This window comes from Candidatus Nitrosopumilus sp. bin_32a (assembly GCF_054095935.1).
Window position 1 is genome coordinate 325,569 of sequence record NZ_JBSWSN010000005.1, and the last position, 24,469, is coordinate 350,037.

The 24,469-nt window shown below is 33.3% G+C and carries 28 protein-coding genes; 11 read left to right on the plus strand and 17 right to left on the minus strand.

Annotated features, from left to right (window positions below):
• Positions 1-112 precede the first annotated feature (112 nt).
• Together ACW9XH_RS06840 and ACW9XH_RS06845 are read left to right on the plus strand one after the other, a co-directional pair.
• The gene (locus ACW9XH_RS06840) at positions 113-1,294 is read left to right on the plus strand and encodes a DNA methyltransferase (RefSeq protein WP_457759892.1); all 1,182 of its coding nucleotides are present in this window, start codon (positions 113-115) and stop codon (positions 1,292-1,294) included.
• Positions 1,291-3,228, plus strand: a complete 1,938-nt coding sequence (locus ACW9XH_RS06845) for a DNA methyltransferase (RefSeq protein ID WP_457759893.1) — start codon at positions 1,291-1,293, stop codon at positions 3,226-3,228. The genes ACW9XH_RS06840 and ACW9XH_RS06845 overlap by 4 nt, the downstream gene beginning before the upstream one ends.
• Here the strand turns inward: ACW9XH_RS06845 and ACW9XH_RS06850 are convergent.
• From ACW9XH_RS06850 to aspS, 7 genes are all read right to left on the minus strand, one after another.
• The gene (locus ACW9XH_RS06850; protein ID WP_457759894.1) at positions 3,199-3,807 is read right to left on the minus strand and encodes a hypothetical protein; all 609 of its coding nucleotides are present in this window, start codon (positions 3,805-3,807) and stop codon (positions 3,199-3,201) included. The genes ACW9XH_RS06845 and ACW9XH_RS06850 overlap by 30 nt on opposite strands.
• Positions 3,804-5,282 (minus strand): hypothetical protein, encoded by a 1,479-nt coding sequence (locus tag ACW9XH_RS06855; protein WP_457759895.1) that lies wholly within the window; start codon positions 5,280-5,282, stop codon positions 3,804-3,806. Before ACW9XH_RS06855 ends, ACW9XH_RS06850 begins: the two co-directional genes overlap by 4 nt.
• Before the next feature lie 320 nt (positions 5,283-5,602).
• Positions 5,603-6,118, minus strand: a complete 516-nt coding sequence (locus ACW9XH_RS06860; protein ID WP_457759896.1) for a hypothetical protein — start codon at positions 6,116-6,118, stop codon at positions 5,603-5,605.
• A 2-nt stretch (positions 6,119-6,120) separates the two neighbouring features.
• Complete coding sequence (locus tag ACW9XH_RS06865; RefSeq protein WP_457759897.1) at positions 6,121-6,864, minus strand: hypothetical protein; 744 nt, start codon at positions 6,862-6,864, stop codon at positions 6,121-6,123.
• Between the two features lie 163 nt (positions 6,865-7,027).
• A complete protein-coding gene (locus ACW9XH_RS06870; protein WP_457759898.1) occupies positions 7,028-7,480 on the minus strand; it encodes a hypothetical protein in 453 nt (150 codons plus the stop codon).
• 616 nt (positions 7,481-8,096) lie between these two features.
• Complete coding sequence (locus ACW9XH_RS06875) at positions 8,097-9,689, minus strand: hypothetical protein (RefSeq protein ID WP_457759899.1); 1,593 nt, start codon at positions 9,687-9,689, stop codon at positions 8,097-8,099.
• A 43-nt stretch (positions 9,690-9,732) separates the two neighbouring features.
• Positions 9,733-11,043 carry an aspartate--tRNA(Asn) ligase gene (aspS, locus tag ACW9XH_RS06880; protein ID WP_457759900.1) on the minus strand — a complete coding sequence of 437 codons (1,311 nt, stop codon included), beginning with the start codon at positions 11,041-11,043 and terminating at the stop codon, positions 9,733-9,735.
• A 112-nt stretch (positions 11,044-11,155) separates the two neighbouring features.
• Between aspS and ACW9XH_RS06885 the strand changes: the two genes are divergently transcribed.
• From ACW9XH_RS06885 to ACW9XH_RS06895, 3 genes are read left to right on the plus strand one after another with little or no spacing between them, the layout of a single operon-like run.
• Complete coding sequence (locus ACW9XH_RS06885) at positions 11,156-11,344, plus strand: hypothetical protein (RefSeq protein ID WP_457759901.1); 189 nt, start codon at positions 11,156-11,158, stop codon at positions 11,342-11,344.
• A 44-nt stretch (positions 11,345-11,388) separates the two neighbouring features.
• Entirely contained in the window at positions 11,389-11,598 is a 210-nt protein-coding gene (locus ACW9XH_RS06890; RefSeq protein ID WP_457759902.1) for a hypothetical protein, read from the plus strand.
• A 28-nt stretch (positions 11,599-11,626) separates the two neighbouring features.
• Positions 11,627-12,652: a DUF1297 domain-containing protein gene (locus tag ACW9XH_RS06895; RefSeq protein ID WP_457759903.1), complete on the plus strand. Its 1,026-nt coding sequence runs from the start codon at positions 11,627-11,629 to the stop codon at positions 12,650-12,652.
• 4 nt (positions 12,653-12,656) lie between these two features.
• On the opposite strand, the gene phnE is transcribed toward ACW9XH_RS06895, so the two are convergent.
• The 7 genes from phnE to ACW9XH_RS06930 form a co-directional block, all read right to left on the minus strand.
• Positions 12,657-13,442 carry a phosphonate ABC transporter, permease protein PhnE gene (phnE, locus tag ACW9XH_RS06900; RefSeq protein WP_457759904.1) on the minus strand — a complete coding sequence of 262 codons (786 nt, stop codon included), beginning with the start codon at positions 13,440-13,442 and terminating at the stop codon, positions 12,657-12,659.
• Positions 13,432-14,253: a phosphonate ABC transporter ATP-binding protein gene (locus ACW9XH_RS06905; RefSeq protein WP_457759905.1), complete on the minus strand. Its 822-nt coding sequence runs from the start codon at positions 14,251-14,253 to the stop codon at positions 13,432-13,434. The genes phnE and ACW9XH_RS06905 overlap by 11 nt, the downstream gene beginning before the upstream one ends.
• A 17-nt stretch (positions 14,254-14,270) precedes the next feature.
• Positions 14,271-15,365, minus strand: coding sequence for a phosphate/phosphite/phosphonate ABC transporter substrate-binding protein (locus tag ACW9XH_RS06910; RefSeq protein ID WP_457759906.1), 1,095 nt, complete (start codon positions 15,363-15,365; stop codon positions 14,271-14,273).
• A 117-nt stretch (positions 15,366-15,482) separates the two neighbouring features.
• The gene (locus ACW9XH_RS06915; protein WP_457759907.1) at positions 15,483-15,830 is read right to left on the minus strand and encodes an ArsR family transcriptional regulator; all 348 of its coding nucleotides are present in this window, start codon (positions 15,828-15,830) and stop codon (positions 15,483-15,485) included.
• Positions 15,831-15,839: 9 nt separating this feature from the next.
• Positions 15,840-16,169: an ArsR/SmtB family transcription factor gene (locus tag ACW9XH_RS06920; RefSeq protein WP_457759908.1), complete on the minus strand. Its 330-nt coding sequence runs from the start codon at positions 16,167-16,169 to the stop codon at positions 15,840-15,842.
• A 71-nt stretch (positions 16,170-16,240) separates the two neighbouring features.
• Entirely contained in the window at positions 16,241-16,966 is a 726-nt protein-coding gene (locus tag ACW9XH_RS06925) for a CbtA family protein (protein WP_457759909.1), read from the minus strand.
• Positions 16,967-16,975: 9 nt separating this feature from the next.
• On the minus strand, positions 16,976-17,191 hold the full coding sequence (locus ACW9XH_RS06930; protein WP_457759910.1) for a CbtB domain-containing protein: 216 nt from the start codon (positions 17,189-17,191) through the stop codon (positions 16,976-16,978).
• Between the two features lie 79 nt (positions 17,192-17,270).
• On the opposite strand from ACW9XH_RS06930, the gene ACW9XH_RS06935 reads away from it, so the two are divergent.
• Positions 17,271-17,906, plus strand: coding sequence for a DUF4443 domain-containing protein (locus ACW9XH_RS06935; protein WP_457759911.1), 636 nt, complete (start codon positions 17,271-17,273; stop codon positions 17,904-17,906).
• A 5-nt stretch (positions 17,907-17,911) separates the two neighbouring features.
• Here the strand turns inward: ACW9XH_RS06935 and ACW9XH_RS06940 are convergent, their stop codons facing one another.
• Positions 17,912-18,127 (minus strand): CbtB domain-containing protein, encoded by a 216-nt coding sequence (locus ACW9XH_RS06940; protein ID WP_457759910.1) that lies wholly within the window; start codon positions 18,125-18,127, stop codon positions 17,912-17,914.
• Between the two features lie 144 nt (positions 18,128-18,271).
• Here ACW9XH_RS06940 and ACW9XH_RS06945 point away from each other — a divergent pair, with 144 nt between their 5' ends.
• From ACW9XH_RS06945 to prf1, 3 genes are read left to right on the plus strand one after another with little or no spacing between them, the layout of a single operon-like run.
• Positions 18,272-19,048, plus strand: coding sequence for a response regulator (locus ACW9XH_RS06945; RefSeq protein WP_457759912.1), 777 nt, complete (start codon positions 18,272-18,274; stop codon positions 19,046-19,048).
• Between the two features lie 46 nt (positions 19,049-19,094).
• Entirely contained in the window at positions 19,095-19,739 is a 645-nt protein-coding gene (locus ACW9XH_RS06950) for a DsbA family protein (protein WP_457759913.1), read from the plus strand.
• A 52-nt stretch (positions 19,740-19,791) separates the two neighbouring features.
• Positions 19,792-21,072: a peptide chain release factor aRF-1 gene (prf1, locus tag ACW9XH_RS06955; RefSeq protein ID WP_457759914.1), complete on the plus strand. Its 1,281-nt coding sequence runs from the start codon at positions 19,792-19,794 to the stop codon at positions 21,070-21,072.
• Here prf1 and ACW9XH_RS06960 read toward each other — a convergent pair.
• Positions 21,065-21,469: an HIT domain-containing protein gene (locus tag ACW9XH_RS06960; RefSeq protein WP_457759915.1), complete on the minus strand. Its 405-nt coding sequence runs from the start codon at positions 21,467-21,469 to the stop codon at positions 21,065-21,067. The two genes, prf1 and ACW9XH_RS06960, sit on opposite strands and share 8 nt — an antisense overlap.
• Before the next feature lie 368 nt (positions 21,470-21,837).
• Here ACW9XH_RS06960 and ACW9XH_RS06965 point away from each other — a divergent pair, with 368 nt between their 5' ends.
• Positions 21,838-22,434 (plus strand): protein-disulfide isomerase, encoded by a 597-nt coding sequence (locus ACW9XH_RS06965; RefSeq protein ID WP_457759916.1) that lies wholly within the window; start codon positions 21,838-21,840, stop codon positions 22,432-22,434.
• Positions 22,435-22,439: 5 nt separating this feature from the next.
• Here the strand turns inward: ACW9XH_RS06965 and ACW9XH_RS06970 are convergent, their stop codons facing one another.
• Entirely contained in the window at positions 22,440-22,640 is a 201-nt protein-coding gene (locus ACW9XH_RS06970; RefSeq protein ID WP_016940343.1) for a hypothetical protein, read from the minus strand.
• A gap of 98 nt (positions 22,641-22,738) precedes the next feature.
• Here ACW9XH_RS06970 and ilvD point away from each other — a divergent pair, with 98 nt between their 5' ends.
• Positions 22,739-24,412 carry a dihydroxy-acid dehydratase gene (ilvD, locus tag ACW9XH_RS06975; RefSeq protein WP_457759917.1) on the plus strand — a complete coding sequence of 558 codons (1,674 nt, stop codon included), beginning with the start codon at positions 22,739-22,741 and terminating at the stop codon, positions 24,410-24,412.
• The last annotated feature ends 57 nt before the right edge of the window (positions 24,413-24,469 follow it).

A 24,469-nucleotide genomic window follows, 5' to 3' on the forward strand; every position in this document is an offset into this window, starting at 1 on the left:
AATCATCATAATATGTGGCAATTGTTTTCTTGTTAGGTCCCAATTTTATGATTTTATATCTAATAAGATATAAAAAATCTTCTAATTAGGGTTTAATTTTCTAAAGATGGAAATGGATACAATTAATTTTGATTTAGATGGTTATCTAAAAGAATCAAAATTAGATAGATTCAAAAAAAATGCAGAGACATGGAGAATTGAAGAGTCCTCTAAAAAATTACAATATTTTACACATGGTTTTTTTAGATATTATGGAAAATTCCCTCCTCCTGTAGCATCAAGATTTCTTGAAGAATATCATAAAAAATCTGACGAATTAGTTTTAGATCCAATGGTGGGAAGTGGAACAACTCTAGTTGAGGCCAGTCTTAGGAATGTAGATGCTGTAGGATTAGATGTAAATGAATTATCAGTTATGTTATCTAAAGTAAAAACAACATACATTCCTCCAAAAAAAATTAAAGACTGTATTATAGAATTTGAAAAATTTACAAGTAAAAAAATTGGAAAAATTAAACAGTTTGTTCCAGATGATAAATATCTGGATCATTGGTTTCATAACAAAAATATTTCCGAATTAGCAAATATCCGTAAATTCATCGAATCACGCCCAATTGATCCTAAAATTTCAAATTTACTCAGAGTCGGACTAGCCTCCATAATCAGAAATGTATCCAGAGCAAGCAAAGCGATGGGAAGAATGTTCTTGGATCCTGCACTTGAAGAAGTGGACACATATCAAATGTATGTTAAAAAAATTTCCAAATATGCTGAAGTGATGGAAAACTGGGAAAGCAAGAAAAAAACTCAAAAAGTATATTTGAAAAATGCAAAAAATATTCCACTTGAAGACAATTCTGTTGGTATGACTATATGCCATCCACCATATTACAATTTATACAAATATTCTAGTATTTTCAAATTTGAAATGTTGTGGAGTGGTTTTGATTATTCTGGAACCAAGAAAAATGAAATTTTTGAAGGTTTCAAGATAGGTAAATCTGAATTGGTACCTCGATATCTTAATGATATGAATGAAATTTTAAATGAGATTTGCAGAGTTATGAAAGAGAGAAGATATTGTGTATTGATGATGGGAGATGCAGTAATAAAAGAAAAAAGACTCAATACAACTTCATTATTACTAGAAAATCTAAAAAAATTTGATGTTGAAAAAATCATCATAAGAATTCCAAAGTATACAGAAGCATCATATGCTGCATCTCAGAGAAGAGGAAAACAAAATGTAGGAGTAAATATACCAGATCACTTAGTGATATTAAAAAAGAAATGAATGTGAAAAATCCTCCTAAAAAAATCCCTATTGCACAAAAACATCCAATGCATTATTTGATGCACAAGTATTGGGCTAGAAAACCTCACAATGTAGTACACGATTACATCGATTATTTTACAAAAGAGGGAGATGTAGTAATGGATCCATTTTCTGGAAGTGGGGTTACTGTAATAGAATCTGTGAAATTTAGAAGAAAAGGAATTAGTGTAGATATTAATCCAATTTCTACTCACATCATAGAAGGAACATTAATTCCAATACTAACAATTGATTTTGATGATGCAATAGAGAAAATACAACAGAAAATTGAACCTTTGTTAGAAACAAACTATAGTTTTTGCTGTATCCATTGTGATACAAAATCAAGAATTAACTATACAGCATGGAGTCAGGTCATCACGTGTGATTCTTGTAGTACAAAATTTCCTGTTATTGAGGCTGAAAAAAGCAGTAGAGGTTATTATTGTATAAAATGTAATCACCTCAATAAATCAAAATATTCTATCAATAGGGAAGAAATACCATATGAAATAAAATACGATTGTACAAAATGTAAAAAATCAATTATTCATAAAGTCGATGCAAATCAAATTAAAATAATTCAAAAAATACAAAATAAAAATTCAGATAGAGATTTGACTGGAGATTTAATGTTCAATCCAAGAACGCTAGTAGAGAAAAATATGAGGGTGTCAGATCTATTCACAAAACGCAATTTAATAATATTAAATAAAATAAAAAATGAAATTGAAAAGATTCAAAATAAAAATTTAAAAAAAATAATGTATTTTGTCTTTACATCTTCAGTAGCTCAGTCTAGTAGATTGATTGCATATAGAAAAGGATTGACAACAGGAGGTCCGGCATGGACAATATCTGGATTCTGGATACCTGCAGTAAATATGGAAATTAATCCTTTGAAAAATTTTATCAATAAATCAAAAAAAATTAAATCAGGAAAAAGGATTTTAAGTGAAAAAATAGATGAAATCGGAGTTTCTGAATTTAAAATTGTTAAAAATCAAAAAAACTTAATGAAAAATACAGTATTAAATTTCAATAAATCAATTAATTCAATTACTGATAAAGACATCGATTCCAACAGTGTGGATTATATTTTCACAGATCCGCCATATGGAGATAGTGTTCCTTATCTAGAATACAGTGCATTGTGGGCAAGCTGGTTGGAGAAAAAGTTAGATTATGAAAAAGAAATCATAATCAGTGATAGCCCAGATAGAAAGAAAAATTTAGAAAATTATGATGATTTGATTTCTAAAGCATTTCAAAATTGTTTTAGAATATTAAAAGAAGGATCATGGATGTCGATAACATTTCACAATAGATTTTTGGAAACTTGGAAAGTATTATTGGAATCAATCGAGAATGCAGGTTTTTCATATGTTTCAGCAAATTTTCTAATTCCTGCAGTGATTCCAGCAAAAGCACAACTCTCCAAAGGAAGTCTTGAAGGTGATTTAGTCATGCATTATAGGAAAATTAAGGGTAAAAAATCCAAAAAAATCAAAGATAATGATATTGAATCAAAAATAGTAAAACAAGTCAATGAGGTTTTATCATTTATGGGTGGAAAGGCTAGAGTTAGCCAAATATGGAATTCTATAATTTTTCTATTATTAGAAAATCAATATGGTGAAATCCCTTATGAGAAAATAAAACCAATTTTAATTTCTAAATTTATCGAAAAAAATGGGTTTGTTCAAAATGGTATGAAACTAAAAAAGCAGAGTACCTTTTCAGATTTAGTAAAAAAAATATCTAAAAATAAAAAATATGATGATGAACATAAATTAATAGCAAAAATTTATGAAGAAATTCCAGTCAGACTGGCCCCATCTATTTCAGAGGTAAAAGAAAAAATCAAGGAATCTACTGTAGAATCAAATCCCAGTTTGGAAAAATTCTTCTAGTTTTTTTATTTGATCAGTTTGAGTTTCAGAAACTATTTGAGTTTCTAATGTTAGATCAAAGCCTGATTTTTTTACTATTATAATTATAAAATATGGGAAAACCGATTTGTCTATGAATTTAAAATGTAGTTTCTTTAATTCAGGAATTTTTGAATAAAGAGTATCAGTATACCCAATAACATATCCTGGAATAAAATTTATCATATCAATTGATTTTGCCATTTTTTCGTCACCACTACTTTCAATTAATTTATGTAATCGAGTTTTAATATTTAGAAAAACTTTACATGTTTTTTCAACTTGAAAGTTATTGGTTGCTGAATCAATTAATTTATCAATATTATCTTTAGATTCAATGATTAGTATTTTTGGTTCTAGAGATTCATAATAAAGAATTAAATCTGGCCTAGTTTCTTCTTTCTCAAATCCCGTACCGGATAAACTAGAAACTCCAGGTATTCCAATTCGTTTCCAAGGGCCTGCTGTAGGATTTGAAAACCATTCTTTCCAACCTTTAGATATTGCACTAACAAGAGCAGCTTGATCACAGATAGATTCAGTTGGATTATAGTCTCTCATAATAAACTCCATGTTTTTGGATCTATTGTAAGACCATCGCGAGTAATTATCAAATCAACGTTAGACTCTATAGATTTGACACCTTTGTTGTCAAGTTTCTGATATTTTTTATTAAAAAATTGAGAATATAGTTGGTTTGGATAGTATGTGATCATGTTTCGTTCTTTTTCAGCATTAAATCCAATTGAAAAAATTCTGCTAAATGCAGTCAATTGTCCGGTGAATGGATCTCCTTTAAATGCACGTCCATTTGCATGGATTGAACTGGAAACATAGAGAACCGTTGGGATGTGTATATTGAGAAGGGGTTCAACTTGTTTTCTGATCTTTTTACCAAATACTTTTTCAAAACTATTTAGAAAATCTTCTGTAGAGTCAATAAGAGTAAGAATTTTTTTAGTGGTGCTAATTGCTTTTTTAGAATTATGATCTGGAAAATCATCAACATGAATTTTTGTTTCTTTAATTATTTTTGATTTTTTTTCAACATCGTTTTTATGTTTTGTTTGAGTTATACTCCATGATTTAATTTTAGTAATTTCTTCAGTCCTAATGGTGGAACCTCTCATGGGATGCCAAGCTTTTTTCTGTTCTACTAAAAGTTCTATTTCTTTTACAAACTCATCAAATGATTTTTTGTCATAAGTTTCATGTTTGAATGCTAATGGCCATTTAAAATCATCAGTATATTCTAATTGTATTGAGGACATCATACATTTTTTTGTTAAATACGCGTGTAAGCTTAATTCAGTTAATAGGTTGGAGCCAGGTAATTTATCAGATATTTCTTCATATTGATCTGTTATGAATTTACACATTTCATGATATATTTTCTTAAGTAACGTTTCTAATTCCAATTCTTTAGGATCTTGATTGAGATGTTTTTCTAAAAACCATTTAATTAAAGATTCTAAATGAGATATTGAATTACCAATAGAATAATTTTCGGGTTCGGTTTTGCTACCGTAAAGAAGTGTTAATGAGGGAACCTCATATTGTGAAGTTAAATTTAATGCCAAATACGATGGCCAAATAGATGTAGTTCTAATCCCTCCATCCTTATGCATTCCATATTTTCCAAGTAGATACACAAACGGAATTTTTTCACGAGCTGCATACCATACTCGTTCTAATCTTTGTTGTGATTGATTTCCAGTGGGAACTGCAGAAGTTTCTTCATATGATAAAATAATTTTATCAGTTTTAGGATCATAAATTATACCATCAGGTTTCCCAAAATCTAACAATGTAGAAATTTTTGAAGGAATATTTTTCCATGAAGAATAATATCCGTATACGATGAAATTGATTGTTTGTTTGTTGCTTACAATTGAAAGTGTGGGAACAAACCCATGAATATATGAAATTTTTGAACCCTTGAAAATATGCTGAATTCGTTCTAGAATAAATTCTCCCTCCTTGAAACTATCAGCCCAAATTTCTAATTCCATATTATTTGAATTTGAATCTACCATCCAATTTCTAAACAGATAAGGATTTAATAGTTAATTGCTATCACAGGTATCAATTTTTTTTATTGAAACACTATCTTTTTTATCGATAAAAAAACCAAAATGGTATGAATGAAGGACATAAAAAAGCAAGATTGGTTAAAATTAAAAAAATTATGGCTGACCCGAATTGGGAAACATCCTATGAGAAACAAGCAAAACAAAGAAAAGAAGATTGCACAGACTCAAGAAATAGGATTTAACAGGCCATTTTTGATTAATGAGAACATCAATTCATACATTTTCTTCCACTAAAAGATCTTTTTCTGCTGCACGTCCACAAATTATCGCCAAAATAATCTTATCCATGATCTAAATTTGTCAGTTTTAAAAAACCAATCAGAACCTAGAAAATCATGTATGGTTTGTTCAATATTCTCATTAGAATCTAATTTTTCATATACATCTCTGTAAATCACCATATTTCCTAGTTCTTCAGCAATTTCTTCTACATCTTGAGATTTATTTTCTGGTGTATCTTTAGATAAATCAAAAAAGACTCTTATGACATGATTTGGAAGAGCAGGATGTTTTTTCTTTAGTCGTTCTAAATTTTTTCGTCTACTCCATCTATACAAAAAAGTAATAATTTTAAAATTGCGTCCTTCTCTTACAGTACTAACTTCAATTATAAATGAACATTTCTTAAAAGTAAACAAAAGATCAATTTCTCGAGCCACTTCTGCTTCTGATTTATTGAATTGTGATCGTGAAGATACAAAATCAAATCCAATTTTATCAAGGAAAACTGCAACTTTACGTTCATACTCATCTTCAATTAGTGATATTTTGGAATTCATTTTTATAAATTAGGAACTCCATTTACTTGAGAATTTAATGAAATACTTGGAAGATTCAGATTCCATTTTTTGGTTATGATTTTTTGTATATATCCATATGATTTTTCTTCATCAGGTCTTAATTCTTCTTTATCAGTTTTTGACAATATGCTTTCTAATACATATAATTCAAAATCATGATATTCTTTAATTGCTTTAGTGTCTTTGTTAACAAGATTAAGAATTGCTTCTTTTCCTTTTATAAAATGAGTAACTTGTGTTTCCTCTTTAGAACTAACACTGATATTTCCTGTACGATTGTTTATTCTCACATCATGTTTCTCTCGATTTAAAATTGTACGTGAGAATGAAAGAGGTGAAAAAACATAGGTTTCAGATAGATAATTTGGGGATTCAGACTCTAATTCATCAACAGTATGAATCAATGGAAAAAAATAGAATACTTTTGGCAATTGTGGAAAAAATACAGTGTACATAGCATAATAAAATAATTTTAAATGTTGATCATTTTCCGTATTATTGTTAATTTCAAATCTGTAAATTCCACTCCTATGAGATTTTGCTGCTTTAAATTGAATTCCTGTCATATGATTACTATTAACATTCCCAAAAGAGACATCTAATCCATGTTTTTTTTCATTTCTTATAGTAAATCCATTAGCATATGCATTAGGATTTGTTCGTCTAATTCCTTGTAAAATCTCAGCAGTGAGATTCAATTCCATAGTTTTCTCATTTGTATTCATACTTTCATAAAACTAAATTACCTATTGAACATTACTTTTAAAAATTTCAGATATAGAATATACCAAATCTATAATATTGTCAAATCATATACTAGAGATTGAAATCCTGAATGTCTTTTGTGATAGAATAACATTTGAGGAATTTACGTTATAGTGATTCTTTTTACCCTTGACTTCCATCTTCTTTTTTGTATAATTGCCCTACTTGCCATTTTAAATTCACAGGGTGGAATTGCCCCTTTTCAACAATATTTTCTTCTCTATCGACAAAAGTTTCTCCATCCCAAGTAAATTGAATTGAAAAATGAGTGAAAGATAGTCCTTTTCTAAAACTATGACCTAAATCAAGTGTAGGAGTAAATCCGCCACCTCCAAGTTGGAACTTGTCAAGATTTTTCTTTTTTTCAATAATTGTTTCCAATGCTTGAATATACCGTAAACAATCAGGTAAAACAGGGATCACATTTCTCATAAAATGTTTGAATTCGTTTACTTCATTTTCTTTAATTCCGTAGGAATGATCAGACCATTCAAATTCATATCCCTCAAAATCTAATTGTGGTTGAACATAATAATATGGATAGAACGGCAATGATGTTTTTTCTGAATTTTCCACAAATCCACACAAACAATCTAGAAAATAAAGAATACCCTACAAATCATACAGTCGTTTTTCTTTAGTTGACCGCGGGTTTTTACACATAAAGAGGGAGGATTATCAATGAACTCGTCAACATTTTAATTTCTATTTTCAAAGTCTTTTTCTTGAACCGTTAGGAGCAGTCAAATGGTTGAATTAGACCCTGGACTTGAACCGATAAGACAGTTCCGTAAATAAAATAATAAATTTCATTCATACATGAATAACAAAAATTCATAGAAACAACTTTAGATTAAAACTCAAAAATGAACTTTTTTGAAAATTTTATTCCGTGCCTATAATCGTGGGCGTAACGTGTCCGTTTCGTGTCCGTTCTGTCCGCGATTTTTCCAGATCAAAAGGAGTTAGGACAAACGGACACGGACACCATTTTCCTATATAGGTCTGGCATGTGTCCGTTTGTCCGTTTGAAAAAACTGTTTTTTGGTGACAATAATTTTTTCTATTAAATGAACCAGTTTAAACCGAACACGCATAACATGAAGACCCTGTACGGTTTTAATGAAATTTCATTATGCCTAGTCTTCACTAAAACATGTCAAAAGTATTGTTTTCTGATCCAGCATTGGAACTATGCTTTTTTGTTTTCTTGTCTTGCAATATATGCCATAATTTTTGCATTGTCTTCTTTTATTGATTTTATCTCTATTGTGTTGACTGCCTTTTCCTGGTCTAGTTTGTTTTTGAGTTCTTCCACCTCCTTTGTTAGAACATCTCGCTCTGTATCACCATTGAGATATTTTGTAAATCCACTGAAAATATTCAGAGTGCTTGATGCCTTCATGTATTCTGCTCTGATTTTATTCGGATACAGAATTGCTTCTTTTTCATACGAGTCTCGGGGCATGTGCCCTATCAAATGGTTTGATGCGTATGATGCAACACCGCAAGAGTTCAATGTTGATTTTAACAAATCACGCAGTTCATGAGATACCTTTTCATTTTTGAATCCTGACTTTATCTCAAATGTCTTTTGAATGCCGCTTCTTTCTGCCAGTTTTGTGACTATTTCTGAGACCCATCTGTTTGTGATTGGTTTTAGTTTAGAGTTGAGGAAAATTGCCTGACCTATCTTCATTGGAGAATCAGTCTTTTTGAGCCTCCAATCAAGGGCATTTTGTATTCCAATAATTGCATCCCTGTCTAGGCAGCAAATATGAGGAAATCCTACCTTGATTCTAGTGATGTTTATTGGCACTGGGCATTTCTCCACATCCCATGATTCATGATTATCAGAACCGAACCATTTTACCAATTGGGGAAATGCTTCAAAGTTGAATCTGTCTGCAAATGTAGAGTTGTCCATCCCACCTTGGAATTTACAAATGATTGTACCTTTCTCAACTATGGATGGCTTGCCAGTGGTTAGAATTTGCATCAAGTCATGCAATGTCAAAGTTGAGACACTGTCAGGGAATGTTTCTGATACATCCTCATGATCAATTGCGGTGTTGAAGGATATTTGAATTGGGGACTCGTTTCTATCAAAATATGCCTTTATTGAATAGACGATATTTTGCATGTAATGCTTTGATTTGTGTGAATGCTGTTGTGAATCCATCAAGTATTCTTTTATCATTCGTATAACTTCAACCCCCTTGTTGCTTGACTCCTGAAACGCTTTTAGTAGATCCTCTACAGTGTCCAGTTTGATTTTTACAGTTTCAATTTTTTGCAGATTCTCACCTATTGGGATTATCTTAGAAATTGTAATTGTCTTTCCATGCAGCCAGTTGTTAAAATGCCATAGTGTGGTAGAATATGATTTTCTTGTTCCACCTGCAGAATGTTTTGTTTTTGCCTCTTTGTTTTTGAATTTGGTTTCCTTTAGCTGTCGTCTCATGTAGGATACCGTATCAAGTTCACAGAAATTATCAAAGGATATTGCATGATTTACAACTTCTTTAATCATGCCAATCTCTTTGCCAATCTTCATCATGTGTTTGAAGACCTGTCTTGTAGAGACCAGATTTTTCTTCTTTGTGATTATACCATCATATTTTTCAATTAATTCTGACAGTCGGTATTGCTTGCCCTGTTCTAGTTCTGAAAGAACGGTAAAGACCTGGGGCCTGATTGATACCTTGTAATCTTTTTTTGGATCAAATTTTTTGATAATCTCAATGGTCTTGCCATGCCTGTGCAGTACCTGTAATCTATCCAACCTGTTACTAGGAATGTCCCATGGTTAAAATAACTACCTAAAACTAGGGTGTCAACCTATCCACATCTCTCGGATAAAATGTTGTATCTCTAATATTCTCAGTACCAGTCAAGACCATAACTAATCGCTCTAGACCAATCCCACACCCAGCGTGAGGTGGAACCCCATAATCAAATGCTTCAAGATGGTATTCAAAAGCATCAGTTTTCATTCCCTTGTTTTTCATCCTCTCAGCTAGTTCATCACGTTTTTCGATTCTTGTGCTGCCAGAGGATAATTCCAGATCACCGTACATCAAATCAAAAGATTCAGAAACTTTTGGGTTGGATTTGCTATCTTTTACGTAAAATGGCTTTGGTGCAAGTGGCCAATCAGTAATAAAATAAAATCCATCCAGACCAATTTTTTTAAGATTTGATGGATACAGATCATCGCCCCATTCAGTTTTTGCACCGGCCTTTTGCATTCTATCAACTAATTCATCATAAGAATATCTCGGAATCGTGTCAGGAATTGCAATTTTAGGGAATTCTGAATTGGGATTTTCTTTTGCATAATCATTAACAGTTTGGATACAAACTTTGATGATTTCTTCAATTCTATTCATTACATCATTGTAATCGACAAATGCCTCTTCCAAATCAATAGAAATCGCTTCAGCTAAATGGCGATTTGTTCGAGATGGCTCTGCTCTAAAAATTGGAGCAATCTCAAATACTTTTTCAAAACTCATCGTCAATTGTTCTTTGTACAATTGGGGACTCTGCGCTAAGAATGCTTCTTTGTTGTAATAAAATATAGGAAATAATGCAGCACCACCTTCTGTAGCTGTTGCAATCATTTTAGGAGTGTTGATTTCAACAAAGTTTTGATTAGAAAAGTAATCCCTGATTGACTTTAAGACTAAACTTCTAGCTTTGAAAACATGCTGCAATACATCACGTCTAAGATCAATAGGCCTCACCTCCAATCTAGTATCAATGTTTTTTACAGTTTTTACAGTAGGCTCAAAGGGAGGAATTTTTTCAACATCTGAGAATACTCGTAATTCAGTTGGGATTATCTCATATCCACTAGGTGCCTTTTCAGAGACTTTGACATTGCCAGTAATCGCAATAGAAGAATGCGCTTTTAATGAAGAGATTTTTTCACGAATTTCATCAGGGCAGTCGCCTTTTTTTGCTACAATTGAAAGGTCCCCATTTTTATCACGAATTGTTGCAAAACTGATATTTCCATGTCCGCGAACTGTCAACACCCAACCCATTACAGTGACATGCACTCCATCCATTGATGAGTTTATTTCATTTGAATAGTGAGATCTACGTAAAGTTCCCAATTCTGTTTCTATCATAATTTACTTTATTCCTGATATCAAGAGGTAATTAATTTTTATATAAAATAGTGGACCATTTCATTAATTTTCATAATGCTTATAGCAAGTAAAAATTCCACAAAAAAACAAGTTGAACATACTGATGATCCTAGTTATTGCAATGTTTATCATTGTCGGAGTATACGTGGGATACCATGCATCTCAGCAATCAGGGCAAGTGGAAGAACATGGCATTACTGTAGAATTGGAAATCTTGAATGAAAAGTCAGGGTCAACATGGAGTCATCAGAATCAAGAACTAAAGACAAAAACACTCTAGAATTCACTAGCCGGATTTAAATTATAATAATCATTCATAAAGTCATGACACTTTCAAACAAAGAAAAAATCATAGCAATAATCTCCAACGGAATTGCAGTATTTTCGTTACTGCAAGAAAGAGATGAATTGCCAAAAAATACAACAATGTATGATTTTGTATTAAAAGTGATTCCTGAAGATATCAAGTCAGAACTAAGTGTAGAATTGATAGACGAAGTATTTCAGTACGTCACATCCGCACATAGTTCATAAAGTACAATAAAGTAACCCAAGCATCATAATGACTTCAATCGCAACACTAGGCTCCCACTGTTCACTTCAGGTTCTAAAAGGAGCAAAAGATGAAGGTCTAAAGACAATTCTAGTTTGTGAAAAAAAACGTGAAAAATTATACAAAAGATTTCCATTTATCGATGAAATGATAATTGTAGATTCATTCAAAGAAGTGTTAGAACAAAAATGTCAAAGAATTCTTGAAGAAAACAATGCTGTTTTAATTCCTCACGGAACATTAGTTGCACAAATGAGTTCTGAAGAGATCGAATCTATCAAAACTCCTGTGTTTGGGAACAAATGGATTCTAAGATGGGAATCAGATAGAGAAATGAAAGAGAAGCTCATGAGAGAAGCAAAACTTCCAATGCCAAAACCAATAGCACTACCCAAAGACATTGAAAAACTAGTCATTGTAAAAAGACAAGGTGCGGCAGGAGGTAAAGGATACTTTATGGCAGCAAATGAAGAGGATTACAATACAAAACGAAATCAATTGGTTTCAGATGGAATTATCTCCAAAGATGAAACTCTATACATTCAAGAATATGCGGCAGGAGTTTTAGCTTATTTGACATTTTTTTATTCACCGTTAAAAGAAGAGTTGGAATTCTTCGGAGTTGATCAAAGACATGAATCAGATATCGAAGGGTTGGGAAGAATTCCTGCAGAACAGCAACTAAAATCAAACAAAGTTCCATCATTCAATGTCATTGGCAATAGTCCTCTTGTTTTACGAGAATCATTATTAGATGAAGTGTATACTATGGGGGAGAATTTCGTAGAGGCCGCAAAAAGAACAGTCACACCAGGAATGAATGGTCCATTTTGTATAGAGGGGGTCTATGATGAGAATGCAGAATTCACATCTTTTGAATTCTCTGCAAGAATAGTTGCAGGTTCCAACATCTACATGGACGGCTCTCCCTACTATTCACTACTATTCAATGAAACAATGAGCATGGGTAAAAGAATTGCAAGAGAGGTAAAGACAGCCACAGAAACTAACCAGTTAGATAAAATTACAACTTAGAAATTTATTTTGTAGCAACTTCCATTCCGTGTTGAGACTTTACAATATACTTGTCTCTGATTTTAACACTGGCCCAATCAATGAACAGCACAGTGACCAATACGACCAACATGAATATTGCTGCCTTTCCATACTCAAAGAATTTTATGTAATTAATTATATAGAATCCAATCCCTCCTGCACCCACCAATCCCAGAATACTAGTCTGGCGAACGTTGTAATCAAACATGTAAAGTATCTGACCCAACAAATGAGATGCAGATTCTGGAATTACAACATATCTAATTAATTGCCATTTTGAAACACCGATAGAACTTACTGCATCCATTGGATCTGAATCAATTGTTTCAATAGCCTCATATTGCAATTTTGCAATAAATCCAACCGTATACATTACAATTGCCAAAACACCTGCAAATGTTCCCAAACCCACCATTATTACAAATAAAATTGCCCACAAAATGGATGGAAATGTTCGAATTGCTGCAAGTAATGCCCTAACTGGAGCATAAACATACTTGCTGTTTAGATTTCGTGCAGCAAGCATACTAAGAGGCAGTGCAATTACAGTCCCCACCACGGTTCCAATAAATGCCATTTGAATTGTTTCAAACATTGCCCAGAGTGCAGTTGGAACATACTTTGGTTCTACCTGAAACATCTCTTTGGCAACAATTGCAAGATTAGGCAATCCTTCAGCAAAGTCCAAAGGGTTCGCATCTACATTGTAGGATGCAACTACGACAAGGGCAATAATAATTCCAATTATGATATTATTTTTAGGAGTCATCATACATATCCATAATTTCTTCAGTAGTCATATCCCCTGTTTGAAAATCAACTATGGTGTCACCCTCAACGCCAATTTCTAAAATTTTCTGACCCTCCTTGATAACTGCAACTCTATTGGCATATTCTAATGCCAATTGCATGTCATGATGCACCATAATGGCAGTCAAGTTCATCCTTTTTTGTGCATCAGCAACTAAATTCATTATTTCTCTTGCAGTTACAGAGTCTAATTCTGAAACAATTTCATCAGCTAGTAAAATGGTAGGTTTTTGCATTAGTGCCCTAGCAATGGCAACCCTGCGTTTTTCACCCCCACTTAACATGTAGGCTTTTCTTTCTTCCTTTCCAGACAATCCAACCAAAGCCATTATTCTTTTTGCTTCATTGATTTCATGCTCAGGGAATTTCTTAAAGAATGATTGAATTTTATTTAGTCGAGGCAAGGCTCCGATTAAAATATTTTCAATTACTGAGATATTTTTTACCAACCCAAGACTTTGAGGAATGTAACCTATGGTATGCATCATTTTTTTAAATTTTTTATCATTCATGTTTGGGGTAACATAATCAATTTTGATTGTACCCTTGCTTGGAATCATCATTCCGTTTAATAATTTCAACAAGGTTGATTTTCCAGATCCGGATTGACCAACAATTGCATAGTTAGTTCCCCTGTCAATGGATAGGTTGATTCCCTCTAGTGCAAAACTTTTTGAATCATATGATGTCCAAACATCATTCATCTGGATGATTTTATTTGTAGAAATTGATGAAAAAGAAGAGTTTTGGGTCATCTGAATTTGTTTCATTTCCAGAACCCCGGGTTTTATTTGCTCTTGTCATAGTTTGATTTATCAAGAATTAATTGATCAAGACCAGTCAAAGCATCGATAAAGTCTCCAAATTCACCAATATGCATACTGGTAGTTGTTGGAACTAGTGCTTCAGCACCATACAAATCAGTCAAAATACTATTATTTTCATCATAATTGAGTTTGACCAATGCATCAACAAGTGCATTTTTGGTAGATTCTGACATGTCAGGACTCACCATGAATACATGTGATGGTACTGGTCCAATTGTTGTAACTGGACGTAATTTTACTTGATCTTCCAATTCAAGATATTTTTGTGGAGCAATATCCGAACCAAATGCAACATCTACATTACCATTAAGAAGTAATTGCAGTGCAGCTTTGTAACCTCCTGCAAAAGTATAACTTTCAAAGTTATTTGCCAATGCAGATTCCAAAGCAACTATATCATCACCTTCAATAGTCACATATCCATCAGTAACTAAAGTTCCCATAGGTCTAACAAAACCAGAAGAACCAGTGATGCTAGTAAAAGCTACTCTTTTGCCAACTGTATCTTCCAATGAATTTATAGAATCATTGTCAGCTAGAGCCCAAACTGTTGCCTGATAGTTAACTTTGCCTGCAACAAGTTCTGCCATTACAGCTTCTGCACCAGTTCTTTGATGAGTAATCCATGCAGGACCGGTGTCCATAAAGGCAGCATCAATGTGACCAAACCTCATTCCTTCAATGATAGTCTCATAGTTTGTCGGAACAACAATTTCAACATCTACACCAAGTTCATTCTCAAGAAATGTTTCTAATGCTTGAGCTTTTGGAGTTAATTCATCAGCTTTTTCAACTGGAATAAACCCAATGGTAATCACATCAACATCCATAGTTTTTGATTCAGATGAAACGTTGATGATGCCATTTTCTATTAGGAATGTAATTCCATTTAGAAAAGTTTCATCATCTAGTGTACCATCAGCCCACCATCCAGCGTTTGCTTTAATCCAATCAGGGACTAAACTCTGTGCTTGAACAGTTTGAGTTAATGATGCAGACATTACACTAATTGCTGCGATTGCAACAATTAATGTCAAGATATTTTGTCGTTTCATGGTTTACAAAAAGTTAGGATAAGCTAAATTATTTAAATCAGAGTTTCATTCCAAATTATCATTCCAAGTCTATAGAATGAGAATATTATGCATAAATAATTACAGAATTTCTAAAAATCAACCAGATTTAGGATTTGCAGTATTCGAGTACAAATTCAAACTAGGTTCCAGATCATCCAGAGTGATTTCAACCTTGCCAATTCGACTACGATATAATTTTATTTTTTTACCTTCACTTGAAATAACATATTTGTCAACCTCAGCAAGTGCAAGGTTCTCCAATGTGGACAATGTTTTGTATACGGTTGAAAGTGAAATTTTTAATTCATCTGCAATCTGTGTTGCATCCTTGGATTGGTTTTTGACTGAAAATAAAACAGATCTAGTGCACACATTACTAAGGGATTCAATTATTTTTTGAGTGATATCAAACTCAGATAATTGGATAATAGTAGGCTTTTGCAATAAAATCACTCAGTTGGGTATCAATGTAAGGGTAGGTTCAGGCTTTCTAATAGAGATATCAGCCTTGCTGATTCTACTTCGATAAACTTTGTATTTTCGTCCTTTGTCAGATAGCATCCATTTTTCAACTTCAATGAGGGTCAACTCTTCAAGGTCATTTAATTTCTTATAGACCGAACTAAGAGGTATTTTTAATTTGTCTGATAGTTCAGCCGCAGTATTGCCTTTTTTGATTATTGAAAATAAAATCGCCCTAGATTCTGAATCAGCTAATGCCTCTATCACTTTTTGAGTAGTATCATATTTTTTTAATTGAGGCAAGGTCAATTTTCTTGACATGTAAATATCAGAAATATTGTTCACGTATTTAAACGAGATGGGGTTGTTCTCATTCTATAGAGTAAGAATAATTATGAACGTATAGTTTTTTCATCAGTTTCAAATTTATTCCAAAACAATCCTAAAATTATTCCAACTGAAATCCAAAAGGATGAAACTCCCAATACCGACATCAATCTGAATTCATTTACCAAATTCATAGGGGCAGTAACTTCATCAGGGTTTTCAGGCATTATGAAAAAGACCAAACTTATGAAAATGCCATATCCGATTAAAGATACAGATTTTTTATTGTTTTTGAATTTTTGAGACAATTTGTAAAACGCAAGTGCGCCCATTCCAGAAATCGCAATAAAGGAAAGATATAGAATTGCTCTAAGAACTACCGTTTCTCCATCACCCACAGTTGGAGGATTTGCAGGATATTTGAGAAAAGGTATGAAATACAAAGTAAACCACATAATTCCAGCCAACAAAAGAGATCTTGTGACATCGTGATTTCCAGGAAGTGAATTTCTGGACAATGCAAACACAATTCCAAAAAGGGATCCCACAGACGTACCTAAAATCACACCTGCTAGAATCTGACCACTTTTTTGCCATATTCTATATCCTTCATATTCTACCCAAAACTCAGGAGTGTCATCTTCTTCACCTGATTCAAATAAATTACGATTTTCAATTCCTATTGCTTCATCCAGATATGGCTCTACAATTGCAAAATTCACAGTGCCATGAATTAATCCAGCAAATGCACCAGATATTAAAACAATAATTATGAAAAGAAATGTTTTCAAATCAATCACCTAGTGACAAGGAAAGCCTGCCGCATGTCTCATATCATGAGTGAGTTCATGAAGATAAAGATCAGTAAATGCTTCCTCGCCATAAACTAGACTAAAAATGTGACCTTGATCAAATCCAACAACAAACAATCCTGCTGCAAATATTATCGCCAATGCGAGAATTGCTACTTTTGAAACACCAGATTTTGAAACACTGATTTGTTGCGATTCAGACAATATGCAAAATATTTTCACATATTATTTAAATTGTTGGATGGTTTATCCAATTTAAATACCATTAAATGGACATGTGTTTGTGGAACAAGAAATCAAAACGTTACAAAATATCATCACACGTAAGGGATCAAGTAGAGCATTAACATTCAGTACGCCACATGTGCTAAAATCAATTTTTTGTTTTAATAATCAAAAGTATGTTAGTCGTGCAACATTTGGTAAAGAAATTCATTTAGGAGAAGGTGCTGTGAAAACACTGATTTCGCATTTAAAGGAATATGGGATAGTATCATCAATAAAATCAGGAACTTTTCTTACAAAAAAAGGAATAAAATTTGCCACGGAATTTCACAAAGCATTACCTTCACAGAATTTTATAAAAAAATGTAACATGACTAGAGGAAAATACAACTATGCAATTCGATTGAAGAAAGGATATGCAACAAAATTAGGAAACGGAATGCAACAACGAGATTATGCCATCCTGTATGGGGCAAGTGATTCATTAACCCTCATCTACAAAAAAAATGAGTTTGTTTTTTCAGGAGATAGCATGGTTTGTTTTTCAGATGAACCTCAAACCAAAGATGAGATAATTAAGACATTAGACCCAAAAAACGGAGATATAGTAATAATTACATCATCAGATGATAAATTTGTTGCAGAAATATCAGCAATCAATACAGCATTGTGGACCCTGAAAAATGAAAAATAGCAATTCTAGTGACAAGGAAAGCCTGCTGCATGTCTCATATCATGAGTGAGTTCATGAAGATAAAGATCAGTAAATGCTTCCTCGCCATAAACTAGACTAAAAATGTGACCTTGATCAAATCCAACAACAAACAATCCTGCTGCAAATATTATCGCCAATGCGAGAATTGCTACTTTTGAAACACCAGATTTTGAAACACTGATTTGTTGCGATTCAGACATGAAAATCATGGTTTTCTGAATATATTTAAGCTCTTGGATGATTGCTTTGTATATAAGGAGGTCAGATTTTTTCACATAATCTGTCAGTATGAGATCTAACATACCGGTCTTTTTGATACAATAAATCCTGATGAAGTTATGAATATGAGCACTTCAGATAGTGGTTCATCAAATAAAGGATATGAAAAACAACTATCTGAGATTATTCAGGGAGAGTTAATTGATCTGTATGGAGGTAGTGGATACAAGTCAATAATGCAAACAATGGTGAAAATTTGCGGTAGAAAAGAAGAAGAGATCATAACCAATTATGAATTATTTTCAGAGCTAGCAGAAGGAGTTTTTGGAAGATTGGCAGAATCAAAAATTTTAGGTCCCGTTAAATCTGAAATGGAAAAGATAGGGGATAAAAATATCCAGCAAATACAATCGTCAGAAAAAAAATCACTAAAAGTACTAATTGCAGATGATGACCTAGACATTCTATCACTTTACAAGACATTTTTAGAAGCAAAAGGAAAAGAGATCACCACTGCAACCGATGGGCGAAAATGTGTAGAAATTTACAAACGAGAAACCGCTATTCATAAATCAAATGATTATTTTGATGTCGTAATACTAGATCAAAAAATGCCCTTCATGACAGGTTTACAAGCAGCAGTGGAAATTCTAAATATCAATCCGCGTCAAAAAATCATATTTGCGTCAGGATATCTTGAAAAAACATTACTTGAGGTATTAACAAAACTGAATAGAGCAATAGCAGTGATTGAAAAACCGTTCTCACTAGACGTATTAGAGCACATGATAAACAACACAGAAGTTTTTGATAAATTAGAAAAAATTACAATAAATCAGGAAGAAAAAGATATGAGTAGAAAGTTATCAGAAATAATGGCAGTTTTAGAAAACCACATTTAGAATACAATTAGAGAAGATATTTACTTGAAATAAAATTTGTTCTCACATGGTAAAATTTTACTTGTTGGCAATACCTGTAGTAATTGGAATAATTACTGGAATGTTTTTGACATTCTATTCAGAGACAGAAAATGAATCAAGCTTGCTAACTATATCGAATTTGATCGATGGCGGTTCTCCAATCAGGGGGAATCCAAATGCGCCGATTACAATCTTGGAGTGGGGAGATTACCAATGTACGTTTTGTTACAAATTTCACCAAAACACACTAGATACAATACAAGAGAATTTTATCGATACAGGCAAAGTCAAACTGGTTTTCAAAGATTTTCCATTAAATGGTCCTGATTCACTTCTTGCTGCAGAGGCAGCATATTGTGCAGAAGATCAAGAAAAGTATTGGCAATATCATGATGAACTGTACAAAAATTGGGGAGGAGAAAGAACAGGATGGATTACAAGAGGATCACTAGATAATTTTGCAAACACAGTAAATTTGGATTTAGAAAAATTTAACAAATGTCTTAATGAGCACAAATATCAAAATAAAGTCAACGCAATCCATGAATTTGGAAAAGAAATAGGAATTGATGCAACACCATTGTTTTTGGTGTTTAATGGAGAAAAAATAATTAAAATTCGAGGAAATCAACCTTTAGAAGTATTTCTCAAAACATTTGGCGAATTATAATTTTGAAAAAACTAATCAAAAAGATATATTCGCAATTCAAGGACACAATATAATGCCCAAGATCGACATTGAAAAACAAGATTCTGTTAAAATATACAAAATTAGAAAAACTTTGGAAGAATTATCTAAAAAATCTGGCAGGGGCACTGAATTAATTACAGTATACATTCCAAAAGGAAAACAACTACATGAAATCATCAATGCACTACAACAAGAGCAAGGAACTGCAGATAACATAAAATCAGATTTAACAAGATCTCATGTAGTTGATTCTTTGGGCAAGGTTGTTCAAAGATTAAAGATGTACAAAAAAACTCCAGAAAAAGGACTGGTGATGTTTTGTGGAGCACTCCCACCAGAAGAAGGTGGCCCTCTTGGAAGTGAGGTGGTTACAATTTGGGAGATAGATCCTCCAAAAGATTTGAACCAATATCTGTACAGATGTGATGATCATTTTCACGTAGATATTCTAAAGGACATGTTAAAGGATGACAATCTGATAGGATTTCTTGCAATCGATGCAAAAGATGCAGGATGGGGATTATTACACGGAGATAAAATTGAAGTATTATCCCAGACAGGTTCAGGAGTTGCAGGAAAACACAGGCAAGGAGGACAATCTGCAAAAAGATTTCAAAAGTTAAGAGAAATGGAATTGAGTTATTTTTACAACAGAGTTGCACAAGTAACCAGAGAATACTTTATCGACATTTATCCTGTAAAAGGATTAATCATTTCTGGACCAGGTCCTACAAAAGAGGATTTTATCAATGGGAATTATTTAGAATACAGATTACAAAATAACATCATCAATACAATTGATTCGTCATATGCAGGAGCTGAAGGCATCAGAGAAGCTTTTGCAAAATCTGCAGATATTTTAGGTAATTTCAGACTAGTCGAAGAGAAAAAAATGGTGGAAGACTTGTTTAGAGAGATTAACACAAACACAGGAAAAGGGTCTTACGGATTGCAAGAAGTAATTGAATTTCTAAAAAACAATGTGGTTAAAACTTTGTTAATTACAGATAATACAAACCTGCACAGAGTTGAGGGGAAATGTAAACGTTGCAAACATCTTCAAGAAGAGATTGTTGAAAGGCCACAAGTCATTCCAAAAAAGACAGAATTTTCTTCAAACCCATGTCCAGGATGTAATTCCATGGAAGTGGAGGTCAACGAGCAAGATATTGTGGATTATTTAGAAATTTTATCATCAAAAGTTGGTTCACAATTGGAAGTTATTTCTGGAAGTGCAGAGCATGGAAATATGCTATCAAGCTTAGGGAAAGTTGGAGCTATTTTGAGATATAATCCAGGTCATTCTAAATAATACTGCGGATTTTTTTAGCCAATTCTAAAAGTTCATCATCGCTAGAAATTTGACGTTTGGTCCAAACAGTGCCTTTACTATTATACCTTGGAATAATGTGAATGTGAACATGTGGAATAATTTGTTTTGCTGCCCTGCCATTATTTTGTCCAAGACTAAATGCGTCAGCTCCCGTAGCATCCAAAATGGCCTTTGCAATTTTAGGAACAATAGCAAATACATTTCCAACATCCTTTGAATCCATATCAGTAATTCGCTCATGATGTTTTCTTGGAATGACCAAGCTGTGCCCCACATCGATTGGGTATTTGTCTAAAAATGCAACGTGAAATTCGTCCTCGTACAAGAAATGCCCGTCTCTTTTCCCATCCAAAATATCACAGAAAATACAGCCCATAAAATACTGCAATTTGTGATTTTATTTATTGATTTATTTAATTCAAAACAAAATATCGTGGAAAACAGGCGTGTACGGATTAACTGTAAAAAATAAACCTCAAACTTTTAGATTTCTTCTTTTCCACAATGCATACATCTTTTTGAGGATAGAATCTCAAACCACACATAATCATGAATAAATCCCTCTTTGCAATTCACATGAACTTTAGTGTCAATACCATTACAAAGAGTCTAGTCAAAAACAGTGTCGATCACCATTAACTCTTTTCAAGAATTTCAAAATAATTACAATGGTACGACATTCTTAATTGAGTGGATTTAATGACGAATGGTTAATTAGGGCAAATTTCAGAGTTGAATTATCTCATGGGCCGTAAAGAAAGAAAAGAGCGTGAAGTAAAACGTGATAATTATGCTACAAAACATTCTGCAGAAAAGAAAAAGCACACCATTATTGCAATAGGAGTGATATCCTTGATTGCAGTAATCGTAGGATATGCAGGATATATCTTCATCAACATGACTGAAACAGCACCTGGCGGTCCAGAAAATGCAGGAGCGTTAGGAAGTGAGCACTCACATGCAGCATTATTAGTAAAAATATTTGGAGACACATTTGAATTTTCTAGCCCAGCATTTCAAATTAAATCAAGTTGGATTCATTTTGAAGGAAGAGACGGAACTACAATTCACAAACATGCAACGGGAGTCAATTTAGGGTATCTATTTGACACGCTGGCAATAGGTCTTGATGATCAATGCTATGTATTCCCAGATGGAAAACAATTCTGTACTAATGAAGATTATAAATTGAAATTCTTCATCAACAGAGAACAAGTACCAGACATCAGAGATTATGAAATCATGGAAGACGACAGAGTGTTAATTTTGTACGGTGCTGAAACTCCTGAAGAGATTGAAGCATATTTGCTACAACTGGATAATCAAGAATTAATAAAATAGAATCTCTAGGATTCATCCTTGGTAGTAAATGATGAAGCACTTTTGTCAAACATCATGTAATATCCACACATTGAACATCGTAGAACAGTCAACTCGGTTGTAAGAAATTCTTTATCTTCAAATCGTCCACTTAGTTTTACATTATCACCGGCAATCTCAGCTTTGTTGCTCTTACAAACAGGACATTCTAGTGCTTTTTGTTCCATGGAAATGTTCAAAATAATTACAATTTAAACTCAATGAAAGTTTTCAATTAGAAAATATCAACAAAGTCTAAATTATAGCAATTCAAATTTGACATGTTATGGAGATATCAAGCAAAAATGTAGTAGATGGAACAGCACGTTCGCCTCACAGAGCAATGTACAAAGCTATGGGACTAGACGATAACGATCTCAGTAAACAATTCATCGGAGTTTGCCATACAGGAAACGAGGCAACTCCTTGTAACATATTATTGCCATCATTAGCTGAAGAAGCAAAAAGAGGAGTTGCAGAAAACGGTGCAACCCCAAGAATATTCTCAACTATTGCAGTAAGTGATGGAATTGCAATGGGTCACGAAGGAATGAAATCATCACTCATATCTCGCGAAGTAATAGCAGACTCTATTGAATTAATGGTCAGAGCCCATCAGTATGATGGGCTTGTAGGAATAGCTGGTTGTGATAAGAGTTTACCAGGAACAATGATGGCGATGGCCAGATTAAACTTACCATCAGTCTTTGTGTATGGCGGAACAATTATGCCTGGAATTTTAGACGGTAAAGAACTAACAGTTGTGGATGTTTACGAAGCAGTTGGAGCATATGATTCAGGACAGATTTCTTTAGAGATGTTAAAAAATATTGAAAATACAGCTTGTCCAAGTTCAGGATCATGTGGAGGAATGTTTACTGCAAATACAATGGCATCAATTTCAGAAGCAATTGGATTAGCATTGCCTGGAAGTGCAAGCCCTCCAGCAGAAGATGAACGAAGAAAGAAAATGGTATATGACACAGGTGCTGCATGTGCCAAACTGTTGGAATTAAACATTAAACCAAGAGACATTATGACGTATGAAGCATTTGAGAATTCTATCGTAATGCTTAATGCAATTGGCGGATCTACAAACGGAATTTTGCATTTGTTATCAATGGCAAATGAAGCTAGAGTCAAATTAACATATGATGATTTTGAAAGAATTAGAAAAAAGACACCCCATATTGCAGATATGAAACCTGGTGGCAGTTATGTAATGAACAGTCTTGATAAAATTGGGGGAATTCCATTTGTACTTAAAAAATTGGCTGCCAAAGGATTACTAAATGGAGATTGTATTACAGTAACTGGAAAAACAATACAAGAGAATCTCGATGCAATGAACATTCCAGAACCAGAACAGTCAATCATTCGTCCAATTGAGAATCCACTTCACTCAGTAGGAACTGCAGTTGTACTCAGAGGAAGCCTTGCTCCAGACGGTGCAGTGATTAAAACTGCAGGAGTAGAAATGACAAAGTTTACCGGTAAAGCCAAAGTGTATGATAGAGAAGAATATGCCTTTGACGCAGTTGCCAAAGGAGATATTGATGAAGGAGATGTCGTAGTGATTAGATATGAAGGCCCCAAAGGAGGACCAGGAATGAGAGAAATGCTTGCAACAACTGCAGCGCTGGTAGGACAAGGGTTGGGCAAAAAAGTAGCAATGGTAACAGATGGGAGATTTTCAGGAGGAACCCGAGGATTCATGGTAGGGCATGTTGCACCAGAAGCATATGTCGGAGGTCCAATTGCACTAGTCAAAGACGGAGATGAAATTACAATAGATACAGAAACCACAATTATTGATCTTCATGTTTCAGAAGAAGAATTGGCAAAAAGAAAAGAATCATGGAGAAAACCTAAACCAAACTATACCTCCGGAGCATTGGCAAAATATGCAACACTTGTAGGTTCTGCCGCACAAGGTGCAATAACCACTGCAAATCCCTAAAAAGAACAACTTATCCACAAGATTTATAGATCGCAATTTGTGATAGTTGTCAGAGAT